This is a genomic window from Sinobaca sp. H24, from assembly GCF_023845525.1.
Window position 1 is genome coordinate 17,284 of sequence record NZ_JALBWT010000006.1, and the last position, 13,392, is coordinate 30,675.

The window sequence follows — 13,392 nt, forward strand, 5'->3', positions numbered from 1 at the left end:
TTTAGCCTCCTACGGTAGTGGCACCCCTAATGCAATATCAAATGCCGCCCAGGAAAAAAGTAAAAATCCAAGTGTTACTAGAGTTATTTTCAGCCACTTTTTTTCTTGTGCTATTATCAATAAAATGGGCATAAATATTATGGTCGAAATATAATAACCAATTAATGGCATTAAAAATGCATACATTCCGAAGGCCCCTACAGCAGATAGTATTCGCATTGGATTATCAAATCGAATTATATCTTCGTTTTTCTTCTTGTACTGATTAATCCCAATAACGAGTAGACTAATAGAAAATATCAGACATAGAGATGAAGCAAAGAGAGGAAAAGCAGCTGCTCCTACATCACCACCACCCAGGCTTAACGGAAGCCCCATCGAATTTATTAAAAACCATAGTGATAGTAAAATCATTATTGAAGATATCACTATATCAGCTGTATAAGATTTAGTTAAAATCATGCTACACCTCCATTACAAACCTTCTATTCAAAGCCGATTCTTTCATACCATTCCCTATTTAGTTCATCCACCCCCATAATATATTCATCAGTCTCCTCGTGACCTAAAGCACCCTCAACCATATAAGCATTGTCCATGTATTCTTGATATTCTTCCGTCTCCATTGCTTCAAGGAATATTTCACTTAAAGATTCTTTAACTTCTTCAGGCATCTCTGGTGGTCCGTAAATACCTCTAAATTGCTGCCAATCTGTATCAACTTCATACCCTTCTTCTTCATAAGTAGGTACATCTGGGAATGCTTCAAGTCTTTCATCCGACATGACCCCTAAAATTCTTAAATCTCCACTTTCTACATATTCTCCCACTGCTCCAGGATTCGAATTAGCTACATCTATATGCTGTCCTAATACCCCTGTTACTGCATCTCCTGTACTTTCATAGGGAGTCCAATCCGCTTCAATGTTAGCGCTTTCAGAAAAAATGTTAAAAGCGATATTATGACCGGATCCCTGGGCACCATAACCACCGACAGTTAAAGAATTTGGATTTTCTTCTGCTTCTTCTACAAAGTCATCAATAGTCTCAAAAGGACTGTCATTGTGTACTACCAAGACATAAGGGTCTATTTGTGAACGAGTTAACCACGAAAAGTCATCTATTTCATATTGATCATCTAATGTTCCATTTATTAAACCTACTTGCGAAGGTGTCATCGTTCCAAGTGTGTAACCATCTGGGCTCGCACTTGTAATTTCATTCATTTGAGTTGCTCCACTTCCTCCAGGCTGGTTTTCTACTACGACATTTTGGTCTATCACACTCTCCATAGCACTAGCTAATTCTCTTGTCATTAAATCAGCAGGACCGCCGGCACTTGTGTGTACAATCATTGTAATATCATTTTCTGGAAAATCTGAATCGGCTTCTCCACCGGATTCTCCACCCCCACCACATCCTGCTACTAACAACAAGCCAGAGATGGAGATCAGACCAAATGTACTTCTATTAAACACTCTCATAAAACTTTCCCCCTTTGTTATAATGATTAAAACGATATATTGTATACCATTTGATTGAAATTATGATGTATCATTATTGTTATGTCAATGATATTTTTTGTATTTTATTATTAAATGCTTTTATATAAGGGTTTTATAGTTTTAATTTTAATTTCATTTTTTTGTGATAATTAAAAAAGGTATACCATTTTACCTAATAAAAGTTACAAAAATTTAATTTTTTATTATTTAAAACTCTAAATTTATAGATATATAAATTATCTAAGTATTAATAATTTTCTAAAAATAAATTATTATTTAGAAAATAGCAGGTTTTGTTGAATAATTTAAACGTTTCTTTCTATTTCATACTATAACGATCTTCACTCACTCCTCTTCTCCTCCCAAAATATGCTACACTTATTGGTATACATAACGTTCCTGCCAGAAGGGAGAAAATTCAGCATGAGTTACCCGGTGCTCCATCTACAGAAAGTAAAAGGGTCCGAATTAAAAGAAGTCCAGGCTCACATTCAACGTGAAAAAGAGGCGCTCCCCGGTGATGGTATTGATCGGCGCCGTACCGTTCTAAATTATGATTTGATAAACGAGCAGCCGTTTGACTATAAAAAAGTCATTAATAAAACGATTGATCAACGCTATTCCGGTCAGAAAGTGATTCGAAAAGAAACGATTAAGCTGTGCAATATGACGGTAATAAATGACGCTTCTTTCTTTGAAAGCCTCTCCCCTGAAGAAGAAGCACGCTTTTTTGATACCAGCTTACTATTTTTTAAAGAACGGCACGGCCTTGAAAATATCATGTATGCAGCCGTACATAAAGACGAAAGTGCCCCCCACCTTCATATTGGATTTATTCCATTTACTGTCGACGGTCAGCTTTCTGCCAAAGACTTTTTTGGACATAATAAAGATTTATACACGCTCCAGGCCGAATTTCATACGTTTTTAAAGCAGCATAATTTTGATCTGGACCGCCCGGATCCGAAGGTTGAAGAGCTTCACCTCGAAGCACACGAGCGCGACCTTTTGATCCTTCGTGAAGAAGTAACTCGGCTGGAGCAGCGTCTGCATGACGGCGAAGGATTTCTCGGCGAATTTGAAAAATTAACGGGATCGGTAAAAGAAAAAAATGCCATCCATCTCTCTGAAGGATTTAAAACAAAACCAGTCATGGAAATACCTAAGGAAGACTACAAACAGCTTTATACGCTGGCGCTTCATTCCTACACCAGACGCCGGGATGCTGATTCCTACAAGCAGAAGTATGAGCAGTCGCAGGCTGAATTAAATGAAGCACGGACCCGTCTGCGTGAAATCAAACAAACGAAAGACCAGGCGCTTGCCTATGGGAAAGTATTAAATAGTGAATCCGAGCTGCTACGCGATACGCTGCTTCATTTTAAAGAGATGTTCTCGGACTCTTACGAGCATTTGAACTGGGCGATCGGACACGCGAAAGCTTCCGCCCATTTATCGAGTAAAACGAAAGAAGTACCTATCGATTTCTACAACAGCGAAGATCCTGAAGAACTAGAAGGAGCCAGAGACTTTTTCGAGCAGGGCAAACAATCCCTTACCCGGCAGGAAAAACTCCATTTTCAACGCTTATTTCCAGAAGAAATCGCAGTTGATGACCACAACTATCCTAAATCATAAAAGAAGGAAGGCTCTCCGTATGGAAAGCCTTCCTTCTTTTTATTTACAGCTGTTCGCCGTTCGTTTGAATCACCTTTTTGTACCAGTCAAAAGACTCTTTTTTCGAACGCTTCATCGATCCCTTGCCCTGATTATCACGGTCTACGTGAATCATGCCGTACCGCTTTTTCATTTCCCCGGTCGTAAAGGAAACAATATCAATAATTCCCCACGGGGTATATCCCAACAGCTCGACACCGTCATATTCCACGGCTTTTTCCAGCGCTTCAATATGGGACCTTAAATATTCAATCCGCTGGGTATCATGGATGGATCCGTCCTCTTCTGGTGTATCCACGGCACCAAAACCGTTTTCTACAATAAACAATGGAATCTGATATCTATCATACAATCTGTTCAACGTATAGCGCAGGCCTGTTGGATCAATGGCCCAGCCCCAGTCGCTTGATTTGATATACGGATTTTCTACTCCGTTGGCCAGACCGCCGTTTACGATATTTCCAGTCGTATTATTCTGCGCCCCGCTTTTAACGGTAGTCGACATGTAATAGCTGAAGCCTAAATAGTCGACAGTGCCATTTTTCAAAATCTCTTCGTCTCCATCTTCAAAAGGAATGTCATATCCTTCTCTTTCAAATTCTTTCAATGCATACCTTGGATAAAAGCCGCGAATATGGACATCCGGAAAGAAATAACGTTGTCTCATCGATTCTTCTGCAAGCATCACATCTTCAGGATTGGAGGAGTAAGGATAAATCGGTACATGGGAAACCATCGCTCCAATTTCAAATGCCGGATTAATTTCTTTTCCTTTTGTTACGGCGAGCGCACTTGCTATCAGCTCATGGTGCCCTGTCTGATACATAATTTCTTTAGCGTTTTCGCCTTCTTTTACAACAACACCGGAGTTAGTCCATAGAAATAACGGATTCTCCACGTCCATTTTGTTATTAATTTCATTAAATGTCATCCAATATTTCACTTTATCCTTGTAGCGGCTGAAGCATACTTCCGCAAACCGGACAAAGAAATCAACTACTTTTCTGCTGCGGAATCCCCCGTATTCCCGGGCAAGATGAAGCGGCATTTCAAAATGGGACAGCGTAATGACCGGCTCGATTCCGTGTTTAATTAATTCGTCCAGTACATTATCGTAAAACTGCAGGCCCTCTTCATTTGGTTCCTCTTCGTCTCCTTTTGGAAAAATCCGGCTCCATCCGATCGATGTACGCAGGCATTTCAGCCCCATCTCCCCAAATAAGGCAATGTCTTCTTTGTAATGACTGTAGAAATCAATGGCTTCATGGTTAGGATAAAATGTATCGGCTTCAATCTCTTCCGTAATTTCCCGAGCAACGCCGTGGGCTCCCGCTGTCATTACATCAACGACACTTGGGCCTTTACCGCTCTGATCCCAGCCCCCTTCAAACTGATGGGCAGCAAGCGCGCCGCCCCATAGAAAATCTTTTGGCATTGTTGACATATATTTGTCCTCCTTATTTTATAACCGTGAATAATTCCTGATCGAGCGTGCTGTCTGCTTCGTCTTTAAAAATGATTTCTTCATAATCGCCGGAATTGGTCACGATAATAGGTGTAATCGTATCCAGTCCTTCCGCTTCAATCGACTGCTTATCAAATTCAAGCAGCAGATCTCCTTTTTCAAAAGTGCTGTCATTTTCTACCTTCACAGTGAATGGTTTTCCTTCCAGATTCACCGTATCCAATCCCACGTGTATCAGAAGTTCCACTCCTGCATCCGAGCGAAGGCCGATGGCGTGCTTTGTCGGCGCGGTCATCACAACCGTGCCGTTAAAAGGTGCGTAGACCTTGTTACCTGAAGGTCTTATGGCAACCCCTTTACCCATAGCTCCGGAGCTGAATACTTCGTCCGGCACCTGATCAAGAGGAATGACACTTCCGGCAAACGGAGCACGTACGGTTTCTTCATTAATTCTTGTGTCTTCATTTACTGCCGCTGCCGCCTGGGCACTGCTTCCCTGCTCATTAATCAGCGTATTGTCTCCAGCCTGTTTTGCGGTATCTTCGCCAAAACCGAGAAGTTGAATCAAAATAATAGGAAGAATAACCGCAATGCCTACACCAAGAAGGATACCCCAGATTGACATCGGATATTCCGGGTCAATTCCGTTTACAATCGTAAGCGGACCGGGAAGCCCTGCATAGGCAAAGTAGTAGGGATTAAAGAAGCTTGCGGCGATCGCTCCGACAGCGCCGGAGATACAACCGTAAATAAACGGCTTTTTAAATCGCAGGGTGATACCGTAAATAGCCGGCTCGGTTATACCGAAAATGCCGGTAATACCGGCCGAGGTACCCACCTTCTTAATTTCCTGTGATCTGGTTTTAATAATAACACCGAGCACTGCACCGACCTGTGCCATCACGGCAATGGTCTGGTACGCCTGGAACGAATCTCTTCCATATAATTCGAAGTTAGCCAATACCATTGGTGTAATACCCCAATGAACACCAAAGATGACAAGAACCTGCCAGAAAGCTCCGATAATAGCTCCTGCCAGTGCCGGGGCATATTCTGCAAGGAAATTATAGCCGTTGGCAATACCATTCGCACCCAATGTAGTAATAGGACCTATCAAAACAATTGTCAATGGCACCATAATGACAAGACATAGTAATGGAACAAATAAAGGACGAATGACTTCATTAATTCGTTTGTTTAAAAACCTTTCCAGATAAGACAAGATCCAGACGAGAAACAATGGAGGCAGCACCGAAGAGGTGTATACCGTTTCCGACAGCGGCAACCCGGCAAACGTGGTCTGCGCCCCTTCCGAAATCTCTGCAGCCATGCCTGCCCACTCTGGAGTCACAAGCGCGGCGCAGGCGGCCACCGCTATATACATGTTCGTTTTGAAATGTTTGGAAGCTGTAATAGCAATGAAAATGGGCAGAAATGTAAAAGGCGCCCAGGATATAAAACTGAATACTTGATAAGTACCGGTTTCGGCGAATGAGTCCGAGAATAAGTTAATAAGTATCAGCATACCCTGAAGGATACCTGCTGCTGCCAATATATAGATAAAAGGAGCAAATACAGCTGACATCGTTGCAATAACCCGGTTGACGACCGTTCCTTTGCTTTCCTGCGTATCCTCTGATACGTCGTTTTTCACGAGGGAAACAAATTCATCGTGAACCTCCCCCACGTGCTGGCCGATTACAACCTGAAACTGGCCGCTGTTTTCCACAACGGTAATAACACCGGGCATCGAAGCTACGAGCTGCTTCGCATCAGGCTTGGACCGTTTCAGTACAATACGCAGCCTTGTCGCACATCTTGTTGCGCTGAGAACGTTTTCTTCTCCTCCTACTGCTTCTAATATATCTTTTGCCAGTTTTGGATAGTCCCTTACTTTTTCTGCCACATTCCATCCTCCTTCAATTGTTATCCGTTTACATTTTATATTGTACCGTAACAATTTAATAATTACTATATAAATTTTTGATGTATGTACAATTAAATTAAACTGTTTTCAGCACAATTATGGTAGAATTGGAACACAGACCAGCGCTAAACTAGACGATAATGAGGAATGTCCATGTTAAAATACCAGCAGATTGCAGCCGAAATCGAAAAAGATATAGAAGAAAAAGACCTGCAGCAGGGAGATAAACTTCCCGTCCTTGACGCTTTTATGGTTCAGTTTGAAGTCAGCAAAAGCACCATTACAAAGGCATTGGATCTACTTGAAAAAAAGGGAATCGTCTATCAAGTGCGGGGAAGCGGCATCTTCGTGCGGAGACATAAGCGTAGAGGCTATATTGGGCTTCTTTCCAATCAGGGCTTCAAAAAAGAGCTGGATGGTTTTCAAATTACCTCGGAAGTACTCGCGCTTGATGTGCGGATCCCTACAGAAGAGGCTGCCCGTAATCTGGCAGTTGACCCGGCAGAGAGCGTATATTATGTAAAAAGAGTCCGGTATATTAACGGACAGACGTTATGTGTCGAGGAGTCCTATTACAATAAGTCGATCGTGCCCTATTTAAACAATGAAATTGCTTCTGAATCGATTTTCAATTATATAAGCGAAGCACTGGGCTTAAATATTGGATTTTCCGATTTGTATTTTAATATTGGAAAGATTAACGAAGAAGAGGCCGGACTGCTTCGGCTGCCTAATGCTTCTCCCGGATTATTTATGGAACAGATTTTCCATCTCACCAACGGACAGCCGTTTGACTTTTCAAAAATCACCTACAACTATGAACAATCTCAGTTTTTTATCCAGGCGAATAACTATTTCTTATAAATAGACAAAACAGGCCCCTGTACAGAGTGGATCTCATACAGGGGCCTGCTTTCTATTCTGCTGGTTCGGATGGCTCGGACTCCTGTCCGAAAATATCTACGGTGGTAACGTAATACTCACCGTCTGCCAGATCGGGTGAACTGAAGCTTTTTCTTTCGTGAACAGCGATACTCTCTATATGCTGGTCCTCTCCTTCTGCATTCCTCTCATACACCCGGTATCCGGCCACATTCTCATCGCGGACGGCATGAAACGACAGCTGGCTGGCTGAAAGAATGACATTGTCCGGTGCTTCGGGAGGATCGCCGTTTTCTATTTTTTGGACGTCCTCCTCCTGAAGCTCCGTATATACGACCAGGCGTTCATCGTGCGTTCCCTCGGCCTGGTCAAACGTGCCGGTACACGTAATTAGATTAAGGCTGCGTGTATTTGATGGCCCGAAGATTTCTTCAATCGGCGCCTCCGTTCTGTCGTAGCTGACGGAGTGGGTCACTACAAATGTCAGTACTTCCCCTTCTTCATCGGTCACTTCAATCTCATCGCCTTCTTCCAGCTTATCCAGATCATAAAATACGGCAGGCCCGGTTCTGCTGTCCACATGTCCGGCCATCACCGCATTTCCTTTTTCACCGGGCTTTGCCCCCGGTTCAAACCAGGCGACCCCGTCTTCGGTGGAAGGCACGCCCATCTGCCCATTTTCAAGCACGCCCTGCGGCTCAAGCTCTGCCGTAATATCAATCGAAGGAATCGAAAGGCCGGAAGGTGCAGTCTGCTCTGCTTCTTCTTCCAGAGCCATCTCGGCTTCTGCTTCATTTAAAAGGACAAACTCTTCTTCCACCGCTTCCAGTGACTCCCCTAAATCTTCTCCGTTTGTTTCCGGGCGCTCCTGCACGTCGGCGGGAGTCGTATCCTGATTCGATGAACCAGACGCAAACACCTGAAACCCCGAATAGCCGGCAACCCCTGCAAACAAAAGCATAGCGAGCACAATCAGAATACTGCTTTTTCTTCGAGCTTTTTTATTTTGGTTCATCCGTGTCATAAACTGACCCCCACCTTATTATATCCTTTTATGGCATTCGTTTTATCTGTTATGTAGCTAACGAAATACAGCAGCAGATGGATCACTTTTTACGTATATTTATAAAAAATCCGGCCTCTGTGGGAGGCCGGTCTGCACACTATTCTTTGTTTACCTGTTTTCTAACTTCCTGTTCTACAAACTGAACGCTGGTGCCGACAATCACCTGAATATTGTATTTACCGACAATATTCGTTCCCGGTACGCCGGTTTGTTTAATTCGTGCCTCGTTTACTTTGTCCATATCGTTGACTTCCAGGCGCAGTCTTGTCGCGCAGCTGTCGATAGCGGCAATATTAGATGCCCCTCCCAGACCTTCAATAATTCCGGCGGCCTGAACAGCGGTGGCATCATCCTGATCAATGTCAGATTCAGTCATTCCACCTGCCGCTGCTACAGCTAATTCTTCTTCCCGTCCTGGTGTTAAAAGGTCCAGCTTCACAATTAAGAAACGGAACAAAACATAATAAATGATGGCGAAAAAGACTCCCTGTACAAGCAGCATATACGGCTGACTCGCCAGCGGCATCGCAAAGGCCAACAGATAATCGACGAGACCGGCGCTGAAGCCAAAGCCTGCAATCCATTCAAAATTAGCTGCTATGAATAAGGAAAGCCCGGTTAATGCCGCGTGCACTACATATAAAAGCGGTGCTAAAAAATAAATGAGAACTCAAGCGGTTCGGTAACACCGGTGAAAAAAGAAGCAAATCCGGTTGCTAAAAGGAGAGATGCTGCTGTTTTGCGCTGCTCGTTTTTGCTGTATGATACATCGCAAGCGCAGCAGCCGGCAGTCCGAACATCATAATTGGGTAAAAGCCTGCCATATATCGTCCGGTAATACCCTGCTCTCCTTCACTGCTCCAGTAATTTCCAAAGTCATTAATACCAGCAAGATCAAACCAAAAGACCTGATTAAGCGCATGGTGAAGACCGGTCGGGATTAACAGCCGGTTGAAAAATCCATACAAGCCGGCACCGACGGAGCCCATATCGCTTAGCGTTGTTCCAAATACCACCAGGCCGTTGTAAACAACCGGCCAAATGAAGAAAAAGATGGCCGCCAGTCCTACTGATGCCGCGGCGGTTACAATCGGCACCAGCCGCTTCCCACTGAAAAAGGCGAGCGCGGCAGGAAGCTTCACCTGGCTATAGCGGTTGTACAAAGCAGCCGCTACCAAGCCGGTAATAATTCCTATAAATACATTTTCCGTTGCTTCATAGGCGAGTGGTACTTCTTCCACCGGTACTCCCGTAAGCCCTGCTACTGAATCGACGTTCAAAAGCTGTGTAATAACAAGAAAACCGACAAGACCGCTCAGAGCCGCCGCCCCGTCTTTATCACGAGACATGCCGATAGCAACACCAATTGCAAATAAGATAGCGATATGATCAATAATAGAAAGACCTGCGTTTAATAAAAATAACCCTGCCACATTGCCCTCATCAAAACCAATAATCCAGTTCCCTATACCTGAGAGCACGGCTGCTGCCGGAAGTACAGCTACGGGAAGCATTAACGAGCGCCCGATATTTTGTATATATTTCATCATACATACCAACCCCCTATTATTTTTTTATAGTGTTATGCTTTATTCCGGCTTTTCTGAATCAAACGAAAGACCGTGTCCGGCCGGGTACAGCTCCGTACCATCCGCTGCCGGCAGACTTACCGGAAGTGTTCCCTGCGGTGGGATTTCCCCGAACAACACCCGGCCCGTTGCAGCAAAGCTTGCGTCCTGAAAGCCGTATTGTGCCACGTAGGCATCGGCCTTTTCGTAGGCGGATAGATCATATGGATTACGGACCCCGACCCCAATTACCGGTATATCGTACGTGTTAATCAGCTGATTGAACAGCTTCATATTAGGATTATCCGCTGCTCTCTCTTCTGAGGTCGATGTCATCGAACCAATAATAATCACGTCGGATTCTTCGATTTTTGCTGTATCTTCCTCGCTGAGCGTATCCTGATCCGGCTCAAGTGCTATATGATGGACTACTTCTGCACGGCTGTTAATTTCATCTGCAAGCGGGGAACCTGTTTGTGTTTCTGCGACTACTTCCTCATCTATGGTCCCGCTGTAGGAAGAATCAACGACTGTTATGGTCTGCTCACTGTTTGCATCAAGCGGCAGCACTTCTCCGTCATTTTTTACAACAGTGATTGATTGTTCTGCTATGTTTTGTTCTGTTTTCTGATGTTCTTCAGATCCCACCGTATCCAGAGCCTCTTTTTCAGCTCGCTACGGTCTGCAGGTGATTCCTCGGCAAAAACACCGCGGTTCATTTTCAAAAGCAGTATTCTTTCGACTGCTTCATCGATTCGTTCCTCTTTAATGGCTCCTGTTTCTACGGCTTCCATTACCCCGTCGTATACGTCCGGCAGTCCAACGGGCATTAGAACAATATCGGTGCCCGCATTAATCGTGCGAACGGCAGCATCCACCGGTTCAAAATGAGTATCGATAGCTTCCATGTTCATAGCGTCCGTCATTACGACTCCTTCAAATCCCATGTCATCCCGCATTAATCCGGTAAGCACCTTTTCGGACAATGTTGCCGGCAGTGCAATATCCGAGCCGTCCTCTCTCGAGGAGACGACCGTATCATCTATATTAGGAAACGTAACGTGTGCGGTCATAATAGCATCCATTCCTTCTTTCTGAGCAGCCAGAAAAGGAACCAGTTCGACATCAAACAGCCGGTCCCTGTCATGCGGCACTTCCGGAAGACCTATATGAGAGTCTACATTCGTATCACCATGGCCCGGGAAGTGCTTTGCAATCGCGGCAATCCCATGCTCCTGCAGGCCGTCCGTGTAGGCATTGCCGAGCTCTCCTACGCGGACCGGATCCTCCCCAAACGAGCGGACACCAATCACTGGATTATCAGGATTATTATTGACATCCATTACCGGCGCCAGATTCATATTAATGCCGAGTGCCTCCAGCTCCGCACCGATAACGCTTCCTGCCTGTCGGGACAGCTCGTCTGAATCCGCTGCACCTACTGCCATGTTCCCGGGTAAATCGGTTCCTTCCTGCAATCGGGTTACAATGCCTCCTTCCTGATCAATCGTTACGAGCATGCCGAACTTATCCGCTGTTTCCTTATAATCCTGAACAAGATCCACCGTTTGTTCTGTCGTTTCCACATTTTCAAAAAACAAAATGGTTCCACCGAGATGATGGTCCTGTACTTCTTTCTTTATGTCGTCATTCATTTCTGTCACATTTTCCCCGTCCCACGTTCGATAGTCCGGCATCATCATCTGCCCGACTTTTTCTTCAAGCGTCATTTCATCCAGCGCTCGGTCTATCATTGCGTAGCGGTCTCCTTCAGCTGGTTTCAAAGATGCTTCATCATCGTCTACGTGTAACATAATGGAATCATTATTCGTTCCATCTGAAACTGTAAGCTTCGTTTTCCCGGATTTTTTCAGGGAAAGACTGCCTTTTTTATCTACTTTTGCTACAGAAGGATTGGAAGACCGCCACTTAACGCCGTCCGTCACCTCCGAATAGCCGCCTCCCGACGTATATCGAAGCACCGTTAAAGCATCATCTTCTTCGATATTCTGTAAGACCTCTTGTTCTAAGTAAGGAACATTTTCCAAAAGAAATATATCTCCCTCCTCCTGCATGGATTTTTGTGCCTGCATGGCTTCCGGCATCCATAAATGACTTATTAATAATACAGTTAAGCCCAGCTGCATAGGGTATTTCATAGGCAGTCTTCCTCCTTCTTTTGTATGTAGACTTTTATCAGAATAATAGCTCTTTCTTAGTTATATAGTAGTCTATACCAATTTAATTGTAAAGGTTTATTTATGTCAATATGCCTGCTTTTTATAAGGTTTACTCTATGTTTTTCCATTTTTATCCGGTAGAATAGTAATCGCTTACAAACTTCTGTTTGGAAAAGAAAGGGCGTTACGATGGTTTCCCTACCCAGACTTCTTTCCGCTCACCTGCCGATACTTATTGTTCTTACCGCAGTACTTACTTATTTTTCCCCTTACTATATTATTACGTATTCCTGGGTACCGGGACTTCTGCTTGGCATTGTTATTTATTTTACCGGCTTATCGATGGACAGCAGCAGCTTCCGGGACATGCGGTTCAAAAAACGGGAAATAATGATTGCTGCTTTGTTAAAGTGGTCGCTGACCGCTGGTATCTCCATGATTCTCGCCTATACCTTCTTTTCCAGCGAGCCGCAGATTGCCGCGGGGATTATTCTGTCAGGTACCGTCCCGAGCGCGACTGCAGCTACGCTATATACATTCCTGGCCGGAGGCAGCACATCGCTGGTTGTTATCTCTTCTTTGCTTGACACTGCTATCAGCCCCTTCGCCGTTATCATAGCAATGTTCGGTATCGAAGGAAGCCAGGTATCGATCTCTTTTTGGAACCTGCTTCGTTCTTTTCTGCTGATTGTTGTGATGCCGCTGATGCTTGGTCTTCTAACTCAGCGCCTGTTTTCCCGTGCAGCGGCCTATTCCCAATCGCTGACCCGGCTTGGCTCGTCCTTGTCTCTTCTCCTGATCGTTCACCTCATTACAGGTGAGGGAGCACAAGCCGTCCGGGGGTATCTGCCTGTCATGCCTCTTCTTACGGTCATAGTTTTTATTCAGGTCACGGCACCAATGGCTCTTGCCTATGTGGCTGCAAAAAAACTGCGCCTGTCCGAAGCAGACGCCAGAGCCGTTCTCTTTCATGTCGGCCTCTGCAATACAGCGCTTGCAGCTATTCTTGCGTTTGAATTTATCGGCGATATAGGAGCCATTCCTCCTATTATTAACATGATTTTTAATTTATCAATCGGCTCTGCTGTCTCTAATCGATTTAAACACACTGTCTGATTTTAT

Annotated in this window: 10 protein-coding genes and 1 pseudogene; 3 read left to right on the plus strand and 8 right to left on the minus strand. The window is 44.4% G+C overall.

What is annotated here, in order from left to right:
* Positions 1-9: 9 nt before the first annotated feature.
* Positions 10-462 (minus strand): tripartite tricarboxylate transporter TctB family protein, encoded by a 453-nt coding sequence (locus MMY81_RS10105; RefSeq protein WP_252312764.1) that lies wholly within the window; start codon positions 460-462, stop codon positions 10-12.
* Between the two features lie 23 nt (positions 463-485).
* Positions 486-1,484: a tripartite tricarboxylate transporter substrate binding protein gene (locus MMY81_RS10110; RefSeq protein WP_252312765.1), complete on the minus strand. Its 999-nt coding sequence runs from the start codon at positions 1,482-1,484 to the stop codon at positions 486-488.
* Between the two features lie 444 nt (positions 1,485-1,928).
* Here MMY81_RS10110 and mobV point away from each other — a divergent pair, with 444 nt between their 5' ends.
* Positions 1,929-3,143: a MobV family relaxase gene (gene mobV / locus MMY81_RS10115; RefSeq protein ID WP_252312766.1), complete on the plus strand. Its 1,215-nt coding sequence runs from the start codon at positions 1,929-1,931 to the stop codon at positions 3,141-3,143.
* Positions 3,144-3,186: 43 nt separating this feature from the next.
* Here the strand turns inward: mobV and bglA are convergent, their stop codons facing one another.
* Positions 3,187-4,626: a 6-phospho-beta-glucosidase BglA gene (gene bglA / locus MMY81_RS10120; protein WP_252312767.1), complete on the minus strand. Its 1,440-nt coding sequence runs from the start codon at positions 4,624-4,626 to the stop codon at positions 3,187-3,189.
* A 13-nt stretch (positions 4,627-4,639) separates the two neighbouring features.
* Entirely contained in the window at positions 4,640-6,553 is a 1,914-nt protein-coding gene (locus MMY81_RS10125) for a beta-glucoside-specific PTS transporter subunit IIABC (RefSeq protein WP_252312768.1), read from the minus strand.
* 174 nt (positions 6,554-6,727) lie between these two features.
* Between MMY81_RS10125 and MMY81_RS10130 the strand changes: the two genes are divergently transcribed.
* Positions 6,728-7,438 (plus strand): GntR family transcriptional regulator, encoded by a 711-nt coding sequence (locus tag MMY81_RS10130; protein WP_252312769.1) that lies wholly within the window; start codon positions 6,728-6,730, stop codon positions 7,436-7,438.
* A gap of 52 nt (positions 7,439-7,490) precedes the next feature.
* Here MMY81_RS10130 and MMY81_RS10135 read toward each other — a convergent pair whose 3' ends face one another.
* From MMY81_RS10135 to MMY81_RS10150, 4 genes and pseudogenes are all read right to left on the minus strand, one after another.
* Positions 7,491-8,480 (minus strand): class F sortase, encoded by a 990-nt coding sequence (locus MMY81_RS10135; RefSeq protein WP_252312770.1) that lies wholly within the window; start codon positions 8,478-8,480, stop codon positions 7,491-7,493.
* 139 nt (positions 8,481-8,619) lie between these two features.
* A pseudogene (nagE, locus tag MMY81_RS10140) lies at positions 8,620-10,072 on the minus strand (N-acetylglucosamine-specific PTS transporter subunit IIBC).
* A 39-nt stretch (positions 10,073-10,111) separates the two neighbouring features.
* Positions 10,112-10,738, minus strand: coding sequence for a glycoside hydrolase family 3 C-terminal domain-containing protein (locus MMY81_RS10145; protein WP_252312771.1), 627 nt, complete (start codon positions 10,736-10,738; stop codon positions 10,112-10,114).
* Positions 10,699-12,249 carry a glycoside hydrolase family 3 N-terminal domain-containing protein gene (locus tag MMY81_RS10150; RefSeq protein WP_252312772.1) on the minus strand — a complete coding sequence of 517 codons (1,551 nt, stop codon included), beginning with the start codon at positions 12,247-12,249 and terminating at the stop codon, positions 10,699-10,701. The genes MMY81_RS10145 and MMY81_RS10150 overlap by 40 nt, the downstream gene beginning before the upstream one ends.
* A gap of 210 nt (positions 12,250-12,459) precedes the next feature.
* Here MMY81_RS10150 and MMY81_RS10155 point away from each other — a divergent pair, with 210 nt between their 5' ends.
* Positions 12,460-13,386 carry a bile acid:sodium symporter family protein gene (locus MMY81_RS10155; RefSeq protein WP_252312773.1) on the plus strand — a complete coding sequence of 309 codons (927 nt, stop codon included), beginning with the start codon at positions 12,460-12,462 and terminating at the stop codon, positions 13,384-13,386.
* Positions 13,387-13,392: the final 6 nt, after the last annotated feature.

Excerpts from the sequence above, each read along its gene's own strand:
- MMY81_RS10150 (WP_252312772.1), bottom strand. The coding sequence starts at position 12,249 with ATGAAATACCCTATGCAGCTGGGCTTAACTGTATTATTAATAAGTCAT.
- MMY81_RS10130 (WP_252312769.1), top strand. The coding sequence starts at position 6,728 with ATGTTAAAATACCAGCAGATTGCAGCCGAAATCGAAAAAGATATAGAA.
- MMY81_RS10110 (WP_252312765.1), bottom strand. The coding sequence starts at position 1,484 with ATGAGAGTGTTTAATAGAAGTACATTTGGTCTGATCTCCATCTCTGGC.
- mobV (WP_252312766.1), top strand. The coding sequence starts at position 1,929 with ATGAGTTACCCGGTGCTCCATCTACAGAAAGTAAAAGGGTCCGAATTA.
- MMY81_RS10105 (WP_252312764.1), bottom strand. The coding sequence starts at position 462 with ATGATTTTAACTAAATCTTATACAGCTGATATAGTGATATCTTCAATA.
- MMY81_RS10135 (WP_252312770.1), bottom strand. The coding sequence starts at position 8,480 with ATGACACGGATGAACCAAAATAAAAAAGCTCGAAGAAAAAGCAGTATT.
- MMY81_RS10155 (WP_252312773.1), top strand. The coding sequence starts at position 12,460 with ATGGTTTCCCTACCCAGACTTCTTTCCGCTCACCTGCCGATACTTATT.
- bglA (WP_252312767.1), bottom strand. The coding sequence starts at position 4,626 with ATGTCAACAATGCCAAAAGATTTTCTATGGGGCGGCGCGCTTGCTGCC.